This is a genomic window from Haloarcula sp. CBA1122 (genome assembly GCF_009741785.1).
Classification (GTDB): domain Archaea; phylum Halobacteriota; class Halobacteria; order Halobacteriales; family Haloarculaceae; genus Haloarcula; species Haloarcula hispanica.
The window spans coordinates 1-22,123 of sequence record NZ_WPCB01000029.1 but is presented as its reverse complement, the minus strand read 5'-3'; the positions used below and the strand labels follow the sequence as shown (position 1 = coordinate 22,123).

Below are 22,123 nucleotides of genomic sequence, written 5' to 3'. Positions count from 1 at the left end.
CATATAAAACACACTGTCAACGGCTACTCTGTTTACACGGCACCGAGCTATCGCTTCGGCCGGACCTGATCATCAATGGCGTCTTGTCCCGAGACCAACCGCGTCCGAGAGGGACCTGCGCCCTCGCCTCGAAAGACTGTTCTTAAGTTAGGCCCACAAGAACCAACGTCCATGGAAAACCGAACCTACACGGCGGACGCAACGCCGGGTGACACGGTCACCGTCGCCGGCTGGGTCCACGAGATCCGAGACCTCGGTGGTATTGCCTTCCTTATCCTTCGAGACACCACCGGAAAGATACAGGTCAAATTCGAGAAAGACGAGATGGACGACGACCTCGTGGAGACGGGGCTGAACGTCCAGCGCGAGTCGGTCATCTCGGTCACCGGCGACGTCGAGGAGGAGCCGCGCGCACCGACCGGCGTCGAAGTCACGCCAGAGTCGGTCGACGTCATCTCCGAGGCCGACCCCGAACTGCCGCTCGACCCCTCGGGCAAGGTCGACGCCGAACTCCCGACCCGCCTTGACAACCGCACGCTCGACCTCCGCAAGGACGAAGTGAAGGCCATCTTCGAGATCCGCGCGGAAGTCCTCCGCTCGGTCCGCGAGGCGTTCCGCGAACTCAACTGCACGGAGATCAACACGCCGAAGATCGTCGCTACGGGGACCGAGGGCGGCACCGAGCTGTTCCCGATCACCTACTTCGGGCAGGAAGCGTTCATGAACCAGAGCCCGCAGCTGTTCAAGCAGCTGATGGTCGGCTCCGGCCTCGAACGCGTCTTCGAGATCGGCCCGATCTTCCGTGCCGAGGAGCACAACACGCCGCGACACCTCAACGAGGCGACCTCCATCGACTTCGAGTCAGCGTTCTACGACCACACCGAAGCGATGGACGCCTGCGAGCACGTCGTCCAGTCTGCCTACGAGGGCGTCGCCGAGAACTGTCAGGACGAGCTGGAAGCGCTCGGCCTCGAAGATGAGTTCGCGGCCCCCGAGGGCGACTTCCCGCGACTCACCTACGAGGACGCCCTGGACCGCATCAACGCCACCGGCGAACTCGACGAGCCGCTGGTGTGGGGCGACGACCTCTCGACGGAGGCCGAGCACGTCCTCGGGCAGGAAGTCGGCGAGCACTACTTCATCACCGACTGGCCCAGCGAGATCAAGCCGTTCTACATCAAGGACCACGACGACGACGAGGAGGTCTCGACGGGCTTCGACATGATGCACCCGTCGATGGAACTGGTTTCGGGCGGCCAGCGTGAGCACCGCTTTGACCACCTCGTCGAAGGGTTCGAACAGCAAGGGCTGGACCCGGAAGCCTTCGAGTACTACACCAAGATGTTCAAGTACGGCATGCCGCCACACGCCGGCTGGGGCCTCGGCGGCGAGCGCCTCATCATGACGATGCTCGGGCTGGAGAACATCCGGGAAGCGGTACTGTTCCCGCGAGACCGACAGCGTCTGTCGCCGTAGGCGACGACGCGACTGTTGAGCGGGAGCTTGTGAGGCGAGCGGAGCAAGTCTCACAGTGTTCCCGCGAGATCGCCAGCGTCTGTCTCCCTGAGACAGACAGCGACTCCCTCCGTAGGCGAGGGCCTGAAGGGAGTGAAGGGTCTCGAATCGCCGTAACGACACGCGAGCGCGCGTTTTACACCACTTTCATCCAACAACTGCTACAGTGGAGAGCTGTGGATCTACGCACCATTCCGGGCCGACACAAGAAAGAGAACGTATTGTTTCTCCCGCTATGCGTTCGCCGCCGCCTGTTTCAGAATCTGTGGCGCAACCACAACTTCGAGCGCGGCGATCCCGAGTGCGACATACCGTATCGTCCCTTCCAAGAAGAGGAACGCGACAGCCGCGACGACCGTGGCGCTGACCAGTGGGATACCATAGCGAACGACCGGGTTTTCGAAAGGGGAGGGCATACAGACTAGTCAATTGAATGCTGTCTCATATTCGTTTCTGACTTCGGTGGATTGTGAGCGACTCAGGTGCCGGCGAGTGTAACTACGACAGCCACTGGTTGCCGATTGGGTGGCGCTACGAGGGGACCGAGTGAGCACGGTTGGGAAGAACAGCGGCCGGGAGATGTATAGAACAGGCAAAATAAAGAGGAGCGTTCGCGACGCGTATCTCAGTCGTCAGCAGGAGCCGCGCCGCCGGAGCCGATGCTCGCCCCGGACCCCGAGACGGTGCCTTCGTTAGCGGCGACCCAGCGCAGGAGCAGGAACGCGAAGACGTACTTCGCGAGGATGTCCAGCCCGGAGTAGCCCCACGAGGTGACGCCGACGCTCAGGAGGGCTACACCTTCGGAGCCCAGCGCCCACAGAATCGGATACCCGAGCCACAGCACGACGGTCAAGAGCTTGAGCGTCCCGAATATCTCGCTCGTCCCGGCGGCCTCCGCATCGGCCGGCCACTGGACGAGCAGGACGTACAGCACCGCGACGAAGAACGCGCAGCTGATGCCGTAGAACACCCAGCGCAACAGGTGCGAGGAGGTGATCAGCGCGGCGGCGAGGCCGGTCACGCACATGCCGATGTCCATCGTAATTGCGGTGAACAGCGACGCGATATCGGTGTCGGCCAACAGGCCCAGCGCCAGGAGAATCATCGGCGTCGAGAGCGTCCACGTCAGGTAGCGGCCCCACGGTGACAGGACTTCCTGCCCGGCGAGAGCGTGGCCCGGCGGCATCTGCAGGAAGCCGACTGTCAGGCCCGAGGCCAAACCGGCGTAACTGGAGATCGAGACCAGCGGAACCAGCATCGTCGCAACCCAGATGAGTTTGGCGCGAGGCGACTCGATATCTCGACCCATCGCGACGAACAGGAGGATGACCACGCCCGCCAGCGCGATGTTCACCCAGAGCGATGAGTTCAGGAGGAAATTCGACTGTATCTCCTGGAGCACATCTGACTGTGTCGCCTGGAGTACTGTCGTTGCAGTGGTACTGGCAGCTGTCATACATTCAATATACGAAAGGACCACTTAAGACCGTATGGCCAAACGGTATCGGTATTCGGTTTATATTCAGACTTCGGAAAGGAACGCTCACTCCGTGAGAATGATATGAAAAACGGCCAACAGCTAACCGCTCCGGGGAATCATCACTCAGGAAACAATTCTTTTTCGCGTTCGATGGCTTCGATGCGCGCAATTTCGGCGTCGGTCAGTTCCAGGTCGGCAGCGGCGAGGTTGGCTTCGAGATGGGGTCGGGAGGACGCCTTCGGGATTGTGACGACGTTCTCGTAGCTGGTCACCCAGGCGATGCTGACGGCGGCCGGCGACGTGTCGTGCTGGTCCGCGATGTCGACGACAGTCGGCTCCTCGAACACGCGACCGCCCGCCAGCGGTGCGTACGCGACCAGCGGGTAGCCGTGTTTCTGGGCGTCAGCGAGCAGTGGTTCGCGCCAGAATAGCGGATGGAACTCGACTTGGTGTGCAGCAATTCCATCGAGGTGCTCGCGCGCGACAGTCAACTGGTCCGGCTCGAAGTTCGAGAGCCCGACGTGCTCGGTCAGTCCCGCCTCGCGCACGGACTCGACAGCGGGCAGCGTCGTTTCTGGGTCGTAGTCGCCACGCGGGCGGTGGACGTACAGGAGGTCGACGGTGTCGAGACCGAGTCGGTCGAGGCTGGCTTCCGTGCTCGGACGGACAGCGGTCGGCTCAAGGGCGTCGATCCAGAGTTTCGTCGCGACAGTCAGGTCAGCCCGATCGGTGTCGGCGGTGGCGATGCCTGCACCCACAGTACTCTCGTTATCGTAGATCTGAGCGGTGTCGAGGTGGCGGTAGCCACAGTCGATGGCTGTCCGAACGACAGCCTCGTCCTCGATACCCATCGTGCCGAGTCCGACTGGCGGGAGGTCCATGCTCCGGCGTTCGGACCCCCGTTAAAAAGGAGTAGCGGCTCCGACGGGCCACAGCCCCCCAGATGCGGCCCGCCGGTCGGTTAGAAGTCGGTCCGCTGCGTGACAGCTTCCGCGTGGTTAGCCCACTTTTCTACGGTCGGGGACCCCCAGTACTTCACTGCGCCGCTTCGCTCGTCGTAGTCGATGAGCCCGATCCGATGGAGGACTGGCAGGTGCTCCTCTTCGAGCTGCGTTCGGATCGTCGAGGGTGACGTATCTGTTGCGTCGACCGTGCTCGTCTCCCCATGCTCCGATATTGCCGAGGCTAGCGCCGTGACGTCAGCGGCCGTCTGGTCACCGCTCGCGAAGTAGTGACAGACGGCACGGCGTCGCCAATCAGCCAAAACCTCGAACACGTCGTCTACATCCGCCGTAGACAGCGTTCTGTCCGACGGCGTCATCCCACACCACTGGTCACTCTGAGACCCTCCATTCCTTTGGTTACTCATTTACGCGCATTAAATTAATGGCCCCCAATATTATTAACTCTGTACCTAGACGGCTAGGTACCCGTCGAACACGCTGGCTGTAATTGCCAACAGCGTCACCGGCGCGTATCACTGCATATCGAACACAGCGTCGATGAGATTCCGCTGCGCTCGCCGGAGATGCTGATGGAGCGTCGGTGATGCGATACTGAGCCTCTCTGCCAGTTGCTCGGCGTTCGTATCTCGGGGCCAGGCGTAGTAGCCCGTCAGGAAGGCCGTGCGGAGGACTTCCTTCTGGCGGTCAGTCAGGTGGTTGCGTGGGTCCGTTTCGGTGTCAAGTATGTCGTCTGTCCGGTCGCACTCCTGCTTTGCCGTCAGCGTGCTGTCAGGCACCCGGTCGGAGACTGCGTCCCGTATCGCCCGGGAGTCGGCATCCGGCGGGGCCTCGACAGTAATAGAGAGCGCCCCGTCGTCGGCAACCACAGTCCGGCAGCGGGCACCGACATCGAGAAGCAGCGATTGGACGGTTTCTGTAACCTGCAACTCGATAATGCCGCTTGAATCGTCTGCACGGACGACCCGCGAACCGAGAATCTCCGTCTGAGAACAGAGATGCGCAGAGACTGCATCGGGCGGCCCTTCGTCGACGGAGACATAGAGGAGATGCGTCGGCTCGGTATCGACAGATTCGACGACCTCGATTCGGCATCCGTACGCATTCGCTGCCGAGACAAGGGGTATGTCGGAACATTCCGATTCGAATGTCAGTTCGAGCGTGGTATCGTCAGACAGGAGTTGCCTGTTCTGGACCGCGGCGAGCGTGTACCCGACCATCTTGCCGAGGACAGCGAAACTGTCAGCTATTCGGCCGCCGAACGCCGCTGGCTGGTCGGCGTACACGCAGAGAACGCCGTGGACGGTGTTTCCCTGAACCAGTGGAATCGCTGCGGCGGACTTGAACCCCTGCTCGCGAGCAGCGGCCCCACACTGCTTGAATTCGGACGGGTCGCCGCAGTCCTGTATCGTCTGGACCGCACCTGTCACGAGGGCTGTTTCACACAGCACTTGGTCGTTCCCGTCACTAACGATGAGGTCGTCGAGAACGTCACTATTGTCGCCGGCTACCGTTTTCGGCACGAGTCTATCGTCTGCGCCGGCTCGCTCACCGATCCACGCTAGCTCACAGAGGTCCGATTCGACAATGCGCTCACACACTGTCTCTGCAGTCTCGTGGCGAGTCGCGGCACCACCCAAAGCGTGAATGAGGTCCTGTATGAGCATGTTGACCCCGTTGAGTGTCGCCAGTTCGTCGCGCTGTCGTTCGATCGCATCCTGACGTTTCCGCTCTTCGGTGATGTCCTGATGGATCCCGACGGCCCTGATCGCCTCGCCGTCGTCGTTCCACTCGAACACCTTCCCGATGTCCCGGATCCATCGCCAGTCCCCGTCTTTTGTCCGCATCCGGAACTCGCTCTGATACAGATCGGTCTCCCCGGACTTCAGTTCCGCGAGCGCCTGTTCCACTCGGTTGAGGTCGTCTGGATGGACGAGGTCGGCCCACGTCTCGTAGTGTGGCTCCAGTTCGTTCGTGGTGTAGCCGAGCATCCCGGTCCAGCGCTCGTCGAAGGTGACATCGTTGGTTTTGGGGTTCCAGTCCCAGACGCCGAGTTCCGCGCCTTCGAGCGCGAGATTCAATCGCTCAGTCATCTCCTGATACTCCCGCTCGCGGTTACAGCGCTCCGTGATGTCCCGAGCGACGCCGATCAACCCGCTGTAGTTGCCGGCTTCGTCGTGAATCAGCGTATAGTTGATCGACACCTCCCGTTCGGTACCGTCTTTCCGATAGAACGTCAGATCGGCAGTCGTGCTCTCCTTCTCAGGCGTTTCGAGCAGCGTTTCCACAGTCGCCTGCCCCTTCGACAGTTCACCGGGGGCCAGCACTGTCGAGGCGTGTTCGCCACACAGTTCGTCCGGCTCGTACCCGAGGTTCGCCGCGAACGACTCGTTACAGAAGTCGATGACACCCCGTTCGTCGAGCGTGTAGAGGCCGTCCTGTGCCTGCTCGACGAGGAGATCCAGCAGCGCCGTGCGGGCATCACGCCGGGCGGTTTCGGTGATGTCTCGCAGTAGGACGAGCGTGAGTCCCCCTGCGGCGTCCGGTAGCTCGTGCCCGTGTCGAAGGAGGTACTGGTCGCGGTCGCTACCCGGAACCCGGACCGCAACCGGTTCAGTCGGGGCGTCCCGGAGTCGCTGTAGCTGTCGACGGCCGCCGGGCGTGTCGGGGAGTGCCGTCCGCATGGCGTCGTAAAAGCCCTCGACCCGGCGGGTATCGTCGAGGCGGTCAACGAACGTCGACACCGAGTCGCTCGACCAGTGTACCGTTCCGTCATCCGCCAGTAGGACAGCGATTTCGTTCGCTTCAGCGCGCGATTCGATTCCGGACAGCGCATCTCGGAGCGCGGACTCGGTCCGATCGGCCGACGCCGACACGACGCTGACAATCTTCTCCGCCAGAAACGTCGGCTGTCCGTCCCCCTGTTTCCTGACGACCGTCTCTGCATCGTCGAAGACAGTCGCAGCGCTGTCCGGGGCAGTGGCGTCGGTGTAGAGGACGACCGGGTAGCGGTCGTTCGACACCAGTGGGGCCGGGATATCGCCCAGTCCAGTCGGGTCGAGGACGAGACAGGAGACCGCTGTCGACGCGGCAGCTTCCAACGCGGCATCCGTCGTTGCCACGCTCGTCACCGTCATCTCGGCGCTGTGATCCGCCAGAACCTCGTGTATCTGCTCTCGTGCCGTCGCGTCGGAGTCGAGATACACGACTTCGATGTCTCGACTGGCAGCGCCGGTCTGTCTCGCTCCCGCAAACGCGACATCGTCGAGGCCATTCCCAATCATCGCCCTGGTATGCTGTTCAACCACTTTACTGAGGCATAATAACTGTTCGGCGGCCACAGCGGCTCCAGACAACGATCCGACACGTTCGCCGACACAGTGGCTACCCCATCGGGGATAACACACGGTTCCTGTCGTAGCCCATCGGACAGAGAACGCTCGGACCGATGACGCACCGTATTTAGCCACCACGTCCCCGTTAGCTGTCACTCGGGTAACGGGGCCGGTGACGCTTCGGCGTCAGTCGAGCACGAACAGCCGCTCCCGGAGGGTCTCGGCGACGTCAGTGAGATGAGCCTGTCCGAACGCCGCGACCAGCAACGCCCCGAGCGAATTGAACATCGTGTCCCGGACCGTGTCATCGAGGCCGTGTTGCGCCAGCGGCATCGTGACACCCGTTTCGGTGGCGACGATGTCGAGCGCGAACTCGAACAGTTCCCAGATCACGCCGAAGGACAGCACGACGACGAAGATGTACACGAAGAAGACGCGCTTGGGGATGTGAATCGAATCGTTGTGGAGGTCGATGGTCCGGGCCGTCGTGTACCCGAACGCGGCGATGAGCGAGGCTGACATCGCGTGGGTGAGGTGGTCCCACCAGCCGATCTGTCCGTAGAGCCCGGCCGACCCGAGGGTGTGCAGGAACACCGCGGTCGTGATCCAGAGGGCGAGCCACGGGTCCAGGGCCAGATTGTAGTTTCGCCGCATCACTGCGGGGAGAAACGTGACGAGCAGGCCGATACCGCCGTTCGTGATCGGCTTCGGTTGGCCGGCGACGATGCCGTAGCCGACCAGCCCGAGCAAGACGAGTTGCATCGCGCGGGTGATCCGCCGCTGGTTCCGCATCGACGGTCGGGGCAGCCTCATCGCCGCACCATCCGTCGGAGACCACGCCAGAGGCGGCGGTCCCGCCGTCTGAAGTAGCCATCGAACAACACACCCGCGGCGAGTCCGGCGAGGGTGACGTACAGCCACTCGGTCATCAGCGCCTCGTTGGTCGTGAGATACGACGTCCCGAGAAACCGGTCGGCGTTCCACCGGAACACCGTCCAGGCCGCCACGGCGGCGAGTGTCGTCAAGACGACGAGACAGACGGCGAACCAGTGTGTGACTTCCAGCTCGGTGAACATATGCAGTTCCACGATGACGAGTAGCGACAGCGCTGCCAGCGAGAGATACGTGGCAAAGGTTCCGACCGTCCCCCCGACGAGGCCGCGGACCAGGATCGGCAGGCAGGCGAGAAAGAGCAGTTCCCAGGGCAGCATGACGCGCCACTCGCGGAACGCCACCGGCGGCACGAGGACGACGAAGCCGACGACACCGACGAGCAGTATCCACTGGTAGTCGATGTCGAGGACGCTTTCGACGAACACAGCCGTGAGAATCGCGACGAGCACCCACGCGATGATCGCGTTGGTTCGCCCGTCACGAAAGAGCTTCTCGAACGTGTCATCGAGGTCGATAGCCCCGAGACTGCTGTCGGGACGGCCGGCACCATCGCTCATTGCAGTGGACTGGGGTACGACGGAGAATAAACCCAGCGACGTGTTTATACCGGCTACGGCCCCTTGTACAGGTATATGATGCTGCCGACGCACGCGATAGCGGGGCTCGCAATCGCGACACCGCTGCTCGTCCTTGCGCCAGACCACGCCGCAGTAGCGCTCGCTGGCGGCCTCGTCGGTGGCGTTTTGCCCGACCTCGACCTGTACTCGGGCCATCGGCGTACGCTGCATTACCCAAGCGGGTACACGCTCGCGGCGCTCCCGACCGCCGGGTTCGCCGCTATCCTCCAGACACCGCTGCTCGTCGCGCTCACGTTCGTACTGCTGGGCGCTGCCCTCCACTGCCGGATGGACCGGTACGGCGGCGGCCTTGAACTCCGCCCGTGGGAAGGCACGTCCGAACGCGCCGTGTACGACCACGTCCGCGGGCAATGGCGGTCGCCCAAGCGATGGATACAGTACGACGGTGCACCGTCGGATGTGGGGCTGATGGTACTCGTGGGTTCGCCGCTGTTCGTCGTTCTAGACGGGCCGTTCCGGTGGGTCGTCGCCGCGGCCCTCGTCACCGGTGCGACGTACAGCCTCCTCCGGCGTCGACTGGCAACCCTGGCCCCGGTCGTGTTCGGCAACGTTCCCGAGTCGATCTCGGCCCACGTCCCGGACCGTTACCGGCAGTAGCGCTCGGCTACTGACCCGTTTCCGATATTTCTGTGACGCCGCCGTTATTTCCGCGCCGCTTTCCTCACTGCGGTCCCGCGACAGCGTCTTCAGCGACGCCGCGTAGCGTCAGCCATGTGTTGATTCCGGCCCGCAGTGCGACGAGATCACTCGCCTCGACCGTGAGTTCGACCCGCTGTCCGTCCCGGCTGAGGCGCGCCGTCGTCCGGTCCCCCTCGATGTCGTCGATTTCGGGACGGATGCTCCGCTCGATGGCGCGAGCCCGGTCGGCGTTGTCGTACTCCGCAGTCAGGTGGGTCCGATGTGGTGCAGTCATACTGTTCGAAATGGGAGCGTCGTCGTATCAGTCGCGGGACTGCCCCAGAAAAGCCGTTTGCAACGTGGCGCAGTCGGCCGTCGACCGTCAACGGCGTACCGACAGTCTCAGTTGACGTTGATCTCTTTGACGTCGGGTGACCGCTCCTTCAGCAGGACGCGGTGTCCGCAGTACGGGCAGCGAACGCCGCCGTACTCGTCCAGCGTCACGTCGCGCTTACAGCGTGAACACTTGTAGCTCATAGTTGAGAGATAGGAACGGGGGTCCTTTACTCCTCGTCTTCGGACAGTGCGGCCCGAATAGAGCGTCGAACGGTCTTGCCGCCAGGCGTCTCCGGCTTGTAGCTGCCGCCGGTGAACTTGTAGTCACAGTAGCTGCACTGCCAGATGCCCGTCCCCTGGCGGTCGACTCGGTCTTCGCCGCAGTTCGGACAGGCGTGGTCCTCGTTCATCTCCGATTCGATCTCCGCGACGCGGCGTCGGGACACGCGACCGTAGCGAGCGCCGAAACGGCCCGAGCTGCCGGTCTTTCCGCTCTTGCTAGCCATAGTGGTCTGTTGTCCGCCGAGCGGCCACATAAGGCCTTCGAGATGCGGCCCGGTCGACCGACGGCCACAGGGATTAACAGGCCCGGCCGGCAACGACCGACTGACATGGACGAGCTACTCGACGTCGTCGACCTCGTCGCGGACTCCGGGTTCGAGGGTATCGTCACATGGCTCGTGCGAATCGTCGGTCTCGTCGCGCTGCTGGGCGGGCTCGGGCTGTGGCTGTTCACCGAGATGGGACTGCTCGTCGTGCCGGCAGTGCTGATACTCGCCGGTATGGTCCTGCTCGTCGCGCCCAGCATTCTCCTGCTGACCGCGGAGCTAGCCTAGAGAACTCAACAAGAGGGAGGCGGGCAAACCGTCGGTCGATGGCAGCGTTCGACGAGCTTCGAAGTCGCCTCCAGCGGGTCGCACCGGCCACGAGCGGGCGGCTTACGGCCTCGGAGTTCTTGCTCTCGGGCGCAGCAGCCGGACTGCTCGGCTGGGGCGGCACCCAGGCGCTCACCTGGCTCGACCACGCCAACGGCCAGCTGCTCGCAACGGTGCTGTGGGTCGTCTTGATCGGCGGCTTCGTCGGCCTGACGGTCCTGCACGCACCGGACTCGGTCCGCTTCTCCGACGCGATGCTCGCCTGGGGAACGGTCAACACCACTGCGACGGCGCTGACGGTCGGCGGCCTCCTCAGTGTCGTCCCCGAACAACTGGCGTACTGGCACGCGTGGGTCGGCGCGACGGCCATCGGCTACTGCTGGACCGGCGGCGTTCTGAAAGGGGCGGGTCAGCCCGCGCGCGGACGCGGCTACCTCGGAGCGGGCGTCGTCGGCCTCTGTCTGCTGACTATCGGGGCCGTCGCGTTTCCGCTGGTCGCCCCGACCGGCTATCTGGCGCTCGCCGCGCTCCATGCAGGTCCGATGGTACTCGACGTGCGGACGGCGTTACCGGCTGTTCACCGGACTGGTGTCGTTGGAGCCGCGGTAGCCGCTGTGCTCGTTGTCGGCGTTGTCGCGGCGTGACAACCGGTCCCGGCGCGGGTGCTACTCCTGCAGTTCGGCTTCCTTGAGTGCCTCGTTCAGATCGGCCCGGACGTGTTCGCCCAGTTCGCGGTCGCCGGCCGTCGTGACAACGCGGTTCTCCTGGACGCTTGAGCCGTCGCGGATGAGCACCCGGACGTTGCCGTTGGCGTCGGCGCGGGTCGCCTTCGCCCGGACGCCCGTCGGCGAACTCGCGCCGCCAGCGTCGATGGGACCGGGGATGACCTTCTTGACGTGGGGGTGGCCGGCGACGGTCTGGATGACTCGCTGGCCCGACCGGCCGCCGATGAGCGTCGAGTGGCTCCCGCCGAGTTTCTCCGAGGGCGCGGCGTCGACCACTTCCAGCGCGGGCTCGCCCTGGCGGTCGATGACCCGCTGAACCGGATCGTCGCCCTCGACGCGGAAGAACTCGTAGTGCAGTTGCGGGCGGACGGCGGCGATGACGTCGCGGTCGCCCGTGACGTACACCTCCTCCGGTCGTTTCCGTCGCACCTCGTCCGCGACGAGGCCGGCGAAGTTGCGGAGCTCGACGACGACCGTTTCGTCGCTCCCCTCGCCCTCCGGCGTCGTCGTCACCGTCCGCTGGCCGACGACCGACCCGTCCAGCAGCGAGGTCACTGTCGCCCGCTCGCGGTCGAGTTCGAGGACGACGGCGTCCGTATTGGCAGTGTGACAGACCAGGCAGTAGTCGCCCGGTCGGTCGAGCGGCGTGGCACACTGCCGACAGTCCATAGCTGTGGCTACGGCTGCGCGCTGATAAGGAAGCCGGTTCGGTGGTTTTGCGACGTGTGGTCAGCCCTCGTCTTCGATGGTCGCACCGGGCGGATAGATAGCGGCGACGGTCGCATCGTAGCCCGCGTCGGTGAGGCCGGTCCCCAGCGCAAACACCGTCTCGCCGAGCATCGCCATCGCGGCGTCCCCGCCCGCTTCGGCCACGTCGTCGATGACGCTTTTCACCTCCGGCGTCAGCAGCTCCGCTTCACGGGAGAACTGCCGGGAGGCCTGGATAAACGTCGACAGTTTCGGCTCCTTGACGACGGTAGAGAGCGCGCGCTCGCCGGCAGCTGTCAGGATGTCCGTGTCGCCGCCGACGACATCCGCCGTCGATAGCTCCCCGAGTGTGACGTACTCGATGCGGCTGCGGGCCGGAATGGCGTCGAGATAGTTGAACTGCGGCCCGCCGGGTTCGAGCCGGAGCGGCACGCCGCCGCGGGCCTGCGCGACAACGTCGCCGAGCCCGGAACCGGCCTGGACCTCCGCGCCGTGGGCGATGGTCACCAGTTCGTTGTACGAGAGCCCGTGGCCGAAGACGGCATTGGCCGCCAGTGCGGTGCCAAGCGCCAGCGCGCCGGAGACGCCGAAGCCCGAGCCGAGCGGGAGCGGTGTTTCGGCGGTGACAGTCGCCGTGGTTCGCAGCGCGTCCAGCACTCGCTCGACGGCTTCCACCTCGATTTCCTCGCCGTTCAGCGTTATCTTGGTTTCAGCCCCGCGGCTGACGGTAACAGAAACGCCGTCAGACAGGGCCAGCCCGCCGCCGCGGGAGCCGGTCTCGATCGGGTCATCGCCACGGTCAACGGTAAAAAAGCCCGTGATGTGGCCGGGGACGAACGCGTGTGCTTCGTCGGTCATTGCCTCCTCGTGGGACCCAGTGGCGTTAAGGATTGGTGGTCGCCCGCTCCGTCCGCACACGCTCCGCCCAGAGTTTCAGGAGACCGACAGGCGATTCTCCGACCCGTAGTTTGATGTATGTTTACACGAGATGACTGTGAAAACATGCCGACAATCAGCGCGCGGCTCCCGAGTGAAGAGAAAGACGAACTGGACGACGTCGCCGAGTTGCTCTCCGAGGACCGGTCGACCACGATTCGGAAAGCCCTGCGGGAGGGACTGGAAACGCTCCGGCTCCGCGTCGCCGTCGAGCAGTACCAGTCCGGCGACGTGTCGGCGGCCGAAGCCGCACAGCTTGCGGACCTCTCCATCGCCGAGTGGCTCGACGTGGCCCGCGAGCGAAACCTGACGACGCAGCTTGAGCTGTCCGACTTGGAGCTCGACGCCGACACGGCCGCGGAGCTATGACCCGCATCTACGTCGGGCCGACGTCGCTGTACTCGCTGGGACAGGTGGGGGAACTGTCGCTGCTGGACGCGTTCGACGGCGACATCGTCATTCCCGAGCCCGTCATCGACGAGGTCCAGGTCGAACCGACCGCAACGAACCTGACCGAGTACCGCGAGAACGGCATCGACACCGGCGTCGACGAGGACTACGTCGACCAGGCCGAGTCCCTGCTCGGCGATTCCGACCTCGGAGCCGCTGTGACGGTGCTCGCCGGCGTGTTAGCCCACCGCGACAGCGACGACCGCTCCGCCGTGGCCGTCGTCTCCGAGGACCGCACTGTCCGCCGGATGGCGCAGGGCCTGGGGGCGGAAGTGACGAGCAGTTTCGGCGTCGTGGTCCGGGCCGCTATCGAGGACAAGTACCTCAAACCGACCCAGGCGAAGCGGATCGTCAGGCGGATTGATCAACACGGGATGCACCTGACCGGGGAGCTACGGGAGCGGGCGGTTGGAGAGGTCGCCTGAGTTCACTGCCGCGAATAGTGGGTTCATGTCTTTTAGCGCCGGGTTTTCGACAGAACGACTGTGCTCTCAGCCTCTTGCCACCCCGCTGCTGGACTTGAAAGCGTGGGTTTAACAGTGCGGCCCCCAACTCTGGAGGTATGCAGGGTAATCTTCCGCCTGAAGCACAGGAGAAGCTCGAGGAACTGCAGGACCTTCAGCAGACAGCACAGCAGGTCGCCGCACAGAAACAGCAGGCCGAGACGGAGCTCCAGGAGTCCCAGACGGCTCTGGACGAGCTCGACGACATCGACGAGGACGCGACCATGTACCGCGAGGTCGGCGAACTCCTCGTGAAGACCGAGTTCGACGAGGCGCAGGACGACCTCGAAGAGAAGGTCAACAGCCTCGAAGTCCGCGTCGAGACGCTCGAAAAGCAGGAAGAGCGCGTCCAGGAGCAGTTCGAAGAGCTCCAGGGCGAGCTCCAGCAGATGCTCGGTGGCGCAGGCGGCGCGGGTCCGGCCGGCGGCCCCGGCGCTGGCGGCGCATAAGGCGATGCCGACAGACGATGAGGTCGTCGAGACAGCCTCGACCGCAGCCGAAGACGTTGTCTTCTCGCGATACGATGTCAGCGCGGTCGAGGACCTCGACGTGACTGTCACCTTCGAAGACGGCGTACTAGATGTCGACGTGTACGTCAACGCGCCCGACAGTCGTCAGGACGAGGCACAGGTCGCGGACGACGCTGCCCTTGCCGCACGGGCCGCCGTCGACGACCTGTTCGAAGAATAGGCACCCGCAACGGAGCGGGCAGTCACTCGGTGTTCTACCGACGCCGCGAACCGTCAGTCGTGGCTCTCGACGGCTGGGTCCCCGGTCCGGTCGCTCGCGAACCCGGTTCGGAACGCAATCCAGCCCAGCACTGAGACGAACAGTATCGGCGGGAGAATCATGAATCCCCATAGCGGGTCCAGTCCCCAGCCAAGTAGCAGGGCCAGGTCGAACAGCCCGATAGCGAGAAACGGCGAGACGAACAGGAGGGCGCGCTTCCGGTTCACCCCGTCCGACGATTCCGACGCCGACGAGTCCTCGTCACCCGCAAGGAGGTCTGCAGTCGTACGGTCACGGGGTCCGTCGTCGGCGTGGACGCTGGACTCGGCGGTGTCATCCATACCCGTCACTCGGAGTTCAGCAAGCAAAAAAACCGCGCTTGGTCGATCGTCGAAGGAAGAGCCGTCAGGTCAGGGGGGGATTACGCGTCGCTGTCGTCGCTTTCGTCGTCAGTGGACTGTTCGTCGTCCGCGTCCGTCTCGTCGGTGTCCTCGTCCGCATCCGCGTCGTCAGTGGACTCCTCGTCGGTGTCGTCCGTGTCAGCGTCCTCGGACGCGGATTCGGTTTCGTTCTCGGCCCCGTCGCTCTCGTCACCGGGGGTCAGGTCGCTGATCTGTGCGCCCAGGTCGCCCGCGAGTTCGCCGGCCTGCTTCTGCCCGATGAGCGTGTGAATCTCGCTGACGAAGTCAGGGACCTGTCCGGGGAGGTCCGACGGCGGGCCGCGCTGGTCGCCTGCCTGGCCGGCGTCAGCGGGCGGGCCGCGGCGGTCAGCTGCCTCGGCAGCGCCGCCCGATTCGTTCTCGTCTACCGTCGTTGTTTCGTTCGCTGCCTGCTCGGCGGCGTTGTCCGCCTGTGCGTTGTCCGCGTGGTCATCGGCCTGTGCGCCTGCTGCGCCGGGGAGTGCCGCCGCCGAGCCCGTGATGACGAGCACGGCAAGCAAGCCGCCGGCAATCGTAGTGAGTTTCATTGTGATCGTTGCCTCCGCTCGTCTCTCTGGCCCAGTGGCATATGAAGAGGGCAAGCCGAAAAGGCGAATTAAGTCGAATTTATCCGAATTGGACGCTCTATCTCCCGTTTTAATTCGGTTTAATCGCGATTCAGTGTGCGCTCACCAGGCCGTCGCGTCCAGACTGGACTGCTGGGCGGGATGGCTGGCGTGCGCGTCACGCGGTCGGTCCGGTCGACGGAGGCGTAGCCGGAGTCGGCCAGGCGAATAACGGACAGGATAGACCCCTGAAACCGCCGCCGGGGTAGCTTTTCATACCCGCAAACCCAACACTGGTCCATGGAACACGATGCCACGGTCGAAGGGGTCGGCGTCGGCGTCAACGAGGAGGGGGGCGGCACGCCGGTCGTCCTGCTCCGTGCACGCGAGGAGATCGTCCCCATCTTCGTCAGCAAGGACCAGGCCCAGTCGATGCAACTGGCGATGGCCGGCGAGCCCTTCGAGCGCCCTCTCACTCACGACCTATTGGTCGAGATGGTGACGGAGTTCGGGGGAGCTATCGACCGGGTCCGTATCGACGATCTGGCCGACGGGACCTTCTACGGGAAGATCGACGCGGAGCAGTACACCGACGACCGGCGGAAGGACATGGTGTTCGACGCCCGCCCTTCGGATGCCATCGCGATTGCCCTCCGGGTGGATTGTCCGGTCGTCGTGACAGACGATGTTATCGACGAGGCCGGGCGACCGCCGGAACAGTTCGACCAGAGTGGGAGCGGCAGCGAAGACCTCGGACTGTGAGAACACGAAACATTTCTGCGTCTGTCCGCCCTTGATACCCTTGATGGGGTACGAATCGGTCATTTTCGACAACGACGGCGTGTTGCTGACGCTGACTGACATGGACGCACACTACGTCGCGCGCGCCGGGCCTTCGAGGAACTCGGCGTGCCGTCGCCGTCGACAGCCCACGTCGAGGCCATGAGTATCGGCGTGACTGTGCCCGAACTCACCGACATCTGTACCCAGTACGATATCGACCCCGAGCGGTTCTTCCGGGCCCGTGACGAGGCACTGACTACAGTGCAGCGGGCGCTTATCCGGGCCGGCGAGAAACAGCCCTACAGCGACGTGTCCATGCTCGACCGACTGGACTGTCCGCTGGGCGTGGTCTCATCGAATCAACGGGACACCGTGGCGTTCGCGTTCGAGCATTTCGATATCGGTCACTACTTCGACACCGTCTGGGCGCGCGAGCCGACAGTCGAGAGCCTCCGCCGGAAGAAACCCCGGCCGTACTACATCGAGCGGGCGATGGCGGACCTCGATGTCAGTGACGCCCTGTTCGTCGGCGACAACGAATCCGACATCGAGGCGGCACACCGGGCCGGAATCGACTCGGCGATCATCCGTCGTCCGCATCGGACCGACACCCGACTCGACGTGACGCCGGACCACGACGTGTCCGGCCTCGAAGACGTGGTTCGGATCGCTGGCCGACGCAGCGGGAGCGACTGAGCCGTATCCGGACCTAACAGATATATAGTCAGCACATTCTGGTACGTATACTGAAAGCAACCTTTCCCATGGCAAGTGCCGTGAAACGGTATGGAGAAGCCGGTCGGTGGAACGGACGAGAACGAACAAGCGGCACGCGACACACCGGCACAGCAGTCTCCCCCTGTGCTGTTGGAGACTCTCGCCGCGCGAATGCCCGAGCCAGTGGTCGTCACCGCCGCGGACGGGGAGATACGGACCGGGAACGATCACCTCTGTGACCTCCTCGACTCCGACCCGTCGGACGTGTTCGGGCGTCCGATAGCCGAGTTCTTCCCGGATCTGCGTGACGTTGACCTCGGAACCCACTGCAGTCAGTCGCCAGGAACACCGCTGACGTCGTCGTGTTCCGCCGGCGACACGGAACGGTGGGTCGAAATCGCCTTCGAACCCCAGCAGTGGGACGGTGAGGAACTGTACCTGGGTATCGTCCACGACATCACCGAGCGCCACGAGCGGACGGAGATGCTCGAACAGTACGAGCGCATCGTCGAGACCATCGAGGACGGCATCTACACGCTCGACGAGGGGTTCACGATGCAGACGGTCAACAGCGCCGTCGAGTCGATGACCGGCTACGACAAGGACACGTTGGTCGGGTCGAACGCGACGCTACTGGCGGACGAATCCGTTATCGAGGAGGCCGCGGAGATGTCCCGGCAGTTCATCGAGGGCGAGCGCGACGTCGGGACGCTGACGACGGACCTCAGAACCGCTGACGGGGACACGCTCCCGATAGAGACCAAGTTCACGACGTACGACCGCGAAGACGGAAGCTATCGGCAGGTCGGCGTCGTTCGGGACATCTCGGACCGGAAGCGGTTCGAGGAGACGCTCGCGGCGCTGCACGAGTCGACCAGAAAGCTGCTGCACACGGAAACCAAGACAGCCGTGGCCGAACAGATACTCGAGACGGCCGTCGACGTGCTGGAACTCCCCGACGTGGAGATCTACCTGTTCGACCGAAGCGACAACACCCTTCGCAGCGTCGGCGACGCCGAAGCGGACCGAAGTGCGTCGGTCGGGCCGGGTCAGAGCACAGTGTGGGACGTGTTCGTGCAGGACAGCGCCGTCGAGGTCGCCCCCGGCGAAAGCATCGACCTCGGAGCGGGACCGGTCACGGCGAACGCGAAGCGGCTCTGCCTCCCGCTCGAAGACCACGGCGTGTTCTACGTCGAACTGGGCGAGCAACACAGCGACGCCAGGACCCGAGAGATGGTGGATCTGCTCGCCGCCAGCGCGGAAGCCGCGCTTGCGCGCGTCGACCGCGAAACGACGCTCCGCGAACGCGAGGCCGAGCGCCGCGAACAGAACCGCGAACTGCGGCGGCTCAAGCAGGTCAACGCGATCATTCGACGGATCGATCAGGTGCTGGTCGAAGCGGAGACCACCGAGGAGATCGAACAAGCCGTGTGTGACCAGTTGGCCGAATCCCAGTGGTTCTCCTTCGCCTGGATCGGCCGACAGGACGCGACGGAACTCGTCCCCAGAGCGTGGGCGGGCGACACCGCCAGCTATCTGGACGCCATCTCGCTGTCGCTGGAGCGCGAGGGCGGGCCGCCGGCCGTCCAGACTGCACAGTCCGAAGCGATGACTATCGTCCCGTCGGTGGCTGACAACCTCCGAGGCGACCATTGGCGGACGGAGGCGCTCTCCCGCGAGTTCCAGTCGGCGCTCAGCATCCCGCTCGAATACGACGACTTCGTCTACGGTGTCCTGACGGTGTACGCCGAGCAAGAAGACGGGTTCGACGAGATGCTTCAGGAGGTGTTTGCCGAACTCGGTGAGACCATCGCGAACGCGATACGGGAGGTCGAGTCCCGGCAACGCCGGGCGGGTGACGGCACTGTCGAACTCGAACTATCACTGTCAGCCCCGCAGTCGTTCTTGACGCACTTCTCGGATCGCGTCGGCGTCCCGGTCGTCTGTGAAGGGGCCGTCCAGCGGAGCGACGGTGCGATCCGTCTCTTCCTCGCTATCTCGGACTGCGACCCGTCTGTCGTCAAGGAGCAGATGCTGTCGATGGCTCGCGTCGACACCGCGCGAGCGATTTCGACCGACCAACTGGACGGGCTCTATGAGGTTGTCGTGACCGGCCAGACTGTCGCGGAGACGCTACTGGAGCAGGGCGGGCGGTTGAAATCGATCCGAACGTCGACGGGCGGACTCACGGTGACAGTTGTTGTCTCGGGCGAAACTGATGTCCGCCAGTTCGTCGAACAACTCGGCGAGCGCTACGCGGACGTCAAACTGATCGCGCGCCGTGACGGCGCACAGTCCAATGGCCAGCGGGACAGTACAGTCCGGTCGGCGCTGGAGGAGCAACTCACCGACAGACAGCTCGAAGTACTCCAGACGGCGTATCTGAGTGGCTTCTTCGACTGGCCTCGGGAGACGACCGGCCAGGAAATCGCGGCCAGCCTGGACGTGTCACAGCCGACGGTCAACCGGCATCTCCGCGTCAGCGAGCGAAAACTGCTCGAACTCGTGTTCGGCGATAGCTGAGACCGTCGCTATAGTATTAGTGACCAGTCCGGCGGGCTGTATCTGTATAGCCACAATCACCTTTTCAATCACTCATCAAGGGACAAACAGCGACAAACTATGTCCCAGGCAAAACTGGTCTACAGACCGACACCCAACGAACCGTTGAGCGAAACCATCGTCCACGCTGTGGCCGACACGCTGGGTATCGACCCCGTCGACCTCGATGACCGAATCAGTGACTGTATCGACCCTGATGCGCTGGACCGGCTGTTCCGTCCGGATACGGACGGCACCCCGAGCCCTGACGGGCTGGTCGTGTTCAGTATGGCTGGCTGTCGTATCGAAGTCGAAGGGAACCGTTCGGTGCTGGTGACACCGTCCCGCGACGTCTCGGCGGCAACTGGACTCGAAGCGTAACTCGACTCCGTGTGCGGGTGTTCTGCTGGCGCTGTGTACCCTTACCCGTGGCCCTCGTCAAGAGGTGCATTATTATCGCCTTATTTTCCTCACTCATTTGAATATCATTGAGAAAGTTCAGTAAGCAGATATTTCCTTTGCAGTAGCAATTGAAAAACTGGTACGTAACTTGGAGTAAAATTGTGTAAGTATACCGTTAATAGAACATTACCAGCACCCTACAGGTCAGTACCACTATAAGCGCAACTTCGCCTCTCGAATGTATGGACCTCGGACACCAACTGATCGAAACCGGCTCGCAGTCGGGCAAGAGCGTCGAGGCAGTGACCGGCCAATCTGAAGAAGTAGAATCACCCAAAAGTCGGTTAATCAAACATTATTCCACTGCCGAGATGCAGGGTGCAAGCGTTGGGGGACAGTCACAATGAGTGTTGAGTCACCCTCGGTCGATACACAGGACCTTCTCGAAGAGGTTCGGACGACCAGTCTCCCCGACCGGGTTGCAGAACTGGCAGACGAGTACGAGCGGGTCTGTGGCGAGCGTGACCGATTCCTCTGGCAGTGGATCTACTCGCTGTTCCCCGAGTTCACGCTCTCCTCCGTCCACCCGGACCACGCAGACCACGTCCGGACGCAGAAGACGGTACTCACGATGTACGTCACGATTCTGGACGACATCGTCGAGAACGACGGGGACCGAGACACCTTCGAAGAGGCCCGACGACTCGTGCAGGATCCGTCGTCCGTTGACCCGAGCCGTGCGGCGGTAAGCGAGGAATATTTCTCCTTTATCGAGCGTGTGTGGCGAGAGTTCGAGGGGGGACTAGCTGACGCGCCCCGGGTCGACGAGTTCTACGACGTGTTCACCTACGATATGCGACAGACGCTGAACGCGATGGATTACAGCGCCGTCGTCAACGAGAACCCACGGATTGCGAACCTCAGCGGGGCCGAAACATACGGGGCACATAACATGGTAATGTTCCCCTACGCGGCCGTTGACCTCATGTATTCGCCGGAATTCGAACTCGCCGATTACGGCACGGTCCGGGACCTGATCTGGGACCTGCAAGAAATGGCCCGCATCGGCAACTGGCTCACGACCTGGGAACGAGAAGTCAGGGAGGGAGACTACACCGCGGGAATCGTCGTGCTGGCCCTTCAAGAAGGGTTCGTCACTCCCGAAGAACTGGAAAACCCTGACGGAAAGGCCGAACTCATCGACAAAATCAAAGCCGAACAGTTCGAGGCCCGGTTCCGGGACCGGTGGGCCGACATCTACCAGTCCGTGCGCGACCGCGAGTTCGATACGGACAGCGTCGACCTCAACGCGCTGGTGGAGGGCATGGAAACCGTGTTCCAGTACCACGAAGCCAGCCGCGGACACAAGTAACGTACCGGGATCGGCCCCGTGGTCCACGGGCACACTGGCGTCTAATTCTACGGAATATCAGTCGAAACGGGAGGTGCTGTGCCGTCAGTCGTCGGCGACGAGCGGGTCCTCGTCGTCGGTGACGAGGCGGTCCATCGCGTCGACCATCGCGCGCACGGACGCCCGTGTGATGTCAGAGTCGCTGGCGGAGACGACGACGTGGTCGTCGCCGCGCGACATCTCGATTTCGACCGTGACGAGCGCGTCCGTTCCGCCGGTGATGGCGTCGACGTGGTAGTCTTCGAGCGTCGCGTCGGCGGTGTGGGACAGTGCCACCTCGGCGGCGTTCATCGCGGCGTCGACCGGCCCGGAGCCGACCGCTGCCTCCTTGCGTTCCTCGCCGTCGACCGCGAGTCGGACGCTCGCCGTCGGCGTGTCGGAACCGGAAACGGCGGTCAGGCCGAGCAGTTCGACCCGGCGGTCGCGCGCGTCGCCGGTCACCTCGTCGGCGATGGTCAGCAGGTCGCGTCGGTGACGCGCTTGCCGCGGTCGCCGATCTCCTTGACGCGGCTGACGATTTCCGAGAGCTGGTCATCGGTGACCTCGACATCGTGCTCGTCGAGGGCGGCCTCGACACCGG

Annotated in this window: 26 protein-coding genes and 2 pseudogenes; 13 read left to right on the top strand and 15 right to left on the bottom strand. The window is 63.6% G+C overall.

Annotation, left to right across the window (positions count from 1 at the left end; all coding sequences use genetic code 11):
* The first annotated feature begins 171 nt into the window (after window positions 1–171).
* A complete protein-coding gene (gene aspS / locus GJ630_RS12370; protein ID WP_191449975.1) occupies window positions 172–1,476 on the top strand; it encodes an aspartate--tRNA(Asn) ligase in 1,305 nt (434 codons plus the stop codon).
* 272 nt (window positions 1,477–1,748) lie between these two features.
* On the opposite strand, the gene GJ630_RS12365 is transcribed toward aspS, so the two are convergent.
* The 7 genes from GJ630_RS12365 to GJ630_RS12335 all read right to left on the bottom strand — a co-directional run bounded on the left by GJ630_RS12365 (window position 1,749) and on the right by GJ630_RS12335 (window position 8,743).
* Window positions 1,749–1,931 carry a hypothetical protein gene (locus tag GJ630_RS12365; protein WP_146417066.1) on the bottom strand — a complete coding sequence of 61 codons (183 nt, stop codon included), beginning with the start codon at window positions 1,929–1,931 and terminating at the stop codon, window positions 1,749–1,751.
* Window positions 1,932–2,140: 209 nt separating this feature from the next.
* Window positions 2,141–2,971, bottom strand: a complete 831-nt coding sequence (gene hop / locus GJ630_RS12360; protein WP_044951950.1) for a halorhodopsin — start codon at window positions 2,969–2,971, stop codon at window positions 2,141–2,143.
* A 143-nt stretch (window positions 2,972–3,114) separates the two neighbouring features.
* Window positions 3,115–3,876, bottom strand: a complete 762-nt coding sequence (locus tag GJ630_RS12355; RefSeq protein ID WP_050036865.1) for an aldo/keto reductase — start codon at window positions 3,874–3,876, stop codon at window positions 3,115–3,117.
* A gap of 80 nt (window positions 3,877–3,956) precedes the next feature.
* The gene (locus GJ630_RS12350; protein WP_014040919.1) at window positions 3,957–4,316 is read right to left on the bottom strand and encodes a hypothetical protein; all 360 of its coding nucleotides are present in this window, start codon (window positions 4,314–4,316) and stop codon (window positions 3,957–3,959) included.
* Between the two features lie 156 nt (window positions 4,317–4,472).
* Entirely contained in the window at window positions 4,473–7,241 is a 2,769-nt protein-coding gene (locus GJ630_RS12345) for a PAS domain S-box protein (RefSeq protein ID WP_191449974.1), read from the bottom strand.
* A 237-nt stretch (window positions 7,242–7,478) separates the two neighbouring features.
* Entirely contained in the window at window positions 7,479–8,084 is a 606-nt protein-coding gene (locus GJ630_RS12340) for a hypothetical protein (RefSeq protein ID WP_014040921.1), read from the bottom strand.
* A 17-nt stretch (window positions 8,085–8,101) separates the two neighbouring features.
* Window positions 8,102–8,743: a hypothetical protein gene (locus GJ630_RS12335; protein WP_014040922.1), complete on the bottom strand. Its 642-nt coding sequence runs from the start codon at window positions 8,741–8,743 to the stop codon at window positions 8,102–8,104.
* 75 nt (window positions 8,744–8,818) lie between these two features.
* Between GJ630_RS12335 and GJ630_RS12330 the strand changes: the two genes are divergently transcribed.
* Window positions 8,819–9,421, top strand: a complete 603-nt coding sequence (locus tag GJ630_RS12330; protein ID WP_023843365.1) for a metal-dependent hydrolase — start codon at window positions 8,819–8,821, stop codon at window positions 9,419–9,421.
* A gap of 64 nt (window positions 9,422–9,485) precedes the next feature.
* Here the strand turns inward: GJ630_RS12330 and GJ630_RS12325 are convergent, their stop codons facing one another.
* From GJ630_RS12325 to GJ630_RS12315, 3 genes are all read right to left on the bottom strand, one after another.
* Window positions 9,486–9,737, bottom strand: a complete 252-nt coding sequence (locus tag GJ630_RS12325) for a KEOPS complex subunit Pcc1 (protein ID WP_014040924.1) — start codon at window positions 9,735–9,737, stop codon at window positions 9,486–9,488.
* 107 nt (window positions 9,738–9,844) lie between these two features.
* The gene (locus GJ630_RS12320; RefSeq protein ID WP_004517024.1) at window positions 9,845–9,979 is read right to left on the bottom strand and encodes a DNA-directed RNA polymerase subunit P; all 135 of its coding nucleotides are present in this window, start codon (window positions 9,977–9,979) and stop codon (window positions 9,845–9,847) included.
* A 26-nt stretch (window positions 9,980–10,005) separates the two neighbouring features.
* Window positions 10,006–10,314, bottom strand: coding sequence for a 50S ribosomal protein L37ae (locus GJ630_RS12315; protein ID WP_004591489.1), 309 nt, complete (start codon window positions 10,312–10,314; stop codon window positions 10,006–10,008).
* A gap of 75 nt (window positions 10,315–10,389) precedes the next feature.
* Between GJ630_RS12315 and GJ630_RS12310 the strand changes: the two genes are divergently transcribed.
* Both GJ630_RS12310 and GJ630_RS12305 read left to right on the top strand, forming a co-directional pair.
* On the top strand, window positions 10,390–10,614 hold the full coding sequence (locus GJ630_RS12310; protein WP_008312705.1) for a hypothetical protein: 225 nt from the start codon (window positions 10,390–10,392) through the stop codon (window positions 10,612–10,614).
* 38 nt (window positions 10,615–10,652) lie between these two features.
* Window positions 10,653–11,297: a hypothetical protein gene (locus GJ630_RS12305; RefSeq protein ID WP_191449973.1), complete on the top strand. Its 645-nt coding sequence runs from the start codon at window positions 10,653–10,655 to the stop codon at window positions 11,295–11,297.
* A 21-nt stretch (window positions 11,298–11,318) separates the two neighbouring features.
* Here the strand turns inward: GJ630_RS12305 and GJ630_RS12300 are convergent, their stop codons facing one another.
* Together GJ630_RS12300 and GJ630_RS12295 are read right to left on the bottom strand one after the other, a co-directional pair.
* Window positions 11,319–12,047: a DUF2103 domain-containing protein gene (locus tag GJ630_RS12300; RefSeq protein ID WP_014040927.1), complete on the bottom strand. Its 729-nt coding sequence runs from the start codon at window positions 12,045–12,047 to the stop codon at window positions 11,319–11,321.
* A gap of 60 nt (window positions 12,048–12,107) precedes the next feature.
* Complete coding sequence (locus tag GJ630_RS12295) at window positions 12,108–12,944, bottom strand: pantoate kinase (protein ID WP_014040928.1); 837 nt, start codon at window positions 12,942–12,944, stop codon at window positions 12,108–12,110.
* Between the two features lie 144 nt (window positions 12,945–13,088).
* On the opposite strand from GJ630_RS12295, the gene GJ630_RS12290 reads away from it, so the two are divergent.
* From GJ630_RS12290 to GJ630_RS12275, 4 genes are all read left to right on the top strand, one after another.
* Entirely contained in the window at window positions 13,089–13,391 is a 303-nt protein-coding gene (locus tag GJ630_RS12290) for a UPF0175 family protein (protein WP_004517029.1), read from the top strand.
* The gene (locus GJ630_RS12285; RefSeq protein WP_014040930.1) at window positions 13,388–13,897 is read left to right on the top strand and encodes a hypothetical protein; all 510 of its coding nucleotides are present in this window, start codon (window positions 13,388–13,390) and stop codon (window positions 13,895–13,897) included. The genes GJ630_RS12290 and GJ630_RS12285 overlap by 4 nt, the downstream gene beginning before the upstream one ends.
* A gap of 137 nt (window positions 13,898–14,034) precedes the next feature.
* Window positions 14,035–14,424, top strand: a complete 390-nt coding sequence (locus tag GJ630_RS12280; RefSeq protein ID WP_191449972.1) for a prefoldin subunit beta — start codon at window positions 14,035–14,037, stop codon at window positions 14,422–14,424.
* A gap of 4 nt (window positions 14,425–14,428) precedes the next feature.
* Window positions 14,429–14,665, top strand: a complete 237-nt coding sequence (locus GJ630_RS12275) for a hypothetical protein (RefSeq protein ID WP_005537965.1) — start codon at window positions 14,429–14,431, stop codon at window positions 14,663–14,665.
* 53 nt (window positions 14,666–14,718) lie between these two features.
* On the opposite strand, the gene GJ630_RS12270 is transcribed toward GJ630_RS12275, so the two are convergent.
* Window positions 14,719–15,045: a hypothetical protein gene (locus GJ630_RS12270; RefSeq protein WP_064288919.1), complete on the bottom strand. Its 327-nt coding sequence runs from the start codon at window positions 15,043–15,045 to the stop codon at window positions 14,719–14,721.
* An 80-nt stretch (window positions 15,046–15,125) separates the two neighbouring features.
* Complete coding sequence (locus GJ630_RS12265) at window positions 15,126–15,671, bottom strand: hypothetical protein (RefSeq protein ID WP_191449971.1); 546 nt, start codon at window positions 15,669–15,671, stop codon at window positions 15,126–15,128.
* Window positions 15,672–15,989: 318 nt separating this feature from the next.
* On the opposite strand from GJ630_RS12265, the gene GJ630_RS12260 reads away from it, so the two are divergent.
* From GJ630_RS12260 to GJ630_RS12240, 5 genes and pseudogenes are all read left to right on the top strand, one after another.
* Complete coding sequence (locus GJ630_RS12260; RefSeq protein WP_151103636.1) at window positions 15,990–16,451, top strand: bifunctional nuclease family protein; 462 nt, start codon at window positions 15,990–15,992, stop codon at window positions 16,449–16,451.
* Window positions 16,452–16,494: 43 nt separating this feature from the next.
* Window positions 16,495–17,168: pseudogene (locus GJ630_RS12255) on the top strand (HAD family hydrolase).
* 90 nt (window positions 17,169–17,258) lie between these two features.
* On the top strand, window positions 17,259–19,712 hold the full coding sequence (locus tag GJ630_RS12250; RefSeq protein WP_191449970.1) for a bacterio-opsin activator domain-containing protein: 2,454 nt from the start codon (window positions 17,259–17,261) through the stop codon (window positions 19,710–19,712).
* Between the two features lie 99 nt (window positions 19,713–19,811).
* Window positions 19,812–20,111 (top strand): HalOD1 output domain-containing protein, encoded by a 300-nt coding sequence (locus GJ630_RS12245; RefSeq protein ID WP_014040936.1) that lies wholly within the window; start codon window positions 19,812–19,814, stop codon window positions 20,109–20,111.
* Window positions 20,112–20,535: 424 nt separating this feature from the next.
* Entirely contained in the window at window positions 20,536–21,504 is a 969-nt protein-coding gene (locus GJ630_RS12240; RefSeq protein ID WP_050036872.1) for a hypothetical protein, read from the top strand.
* A gap of 84 nt (window positions 21,505–21,588) precedes the next feature.
* Here the strand turns inward: GJ630_RS12240 and GJ630_RS12235 are convergent.
* Window positions 21,589–22,123 (bottom strand): annotated as a pseudogene (locus GJ630_RS12235) (alpha-isopropylmalate synthase regulatory domain-containing protein); the annotation flags it as partial.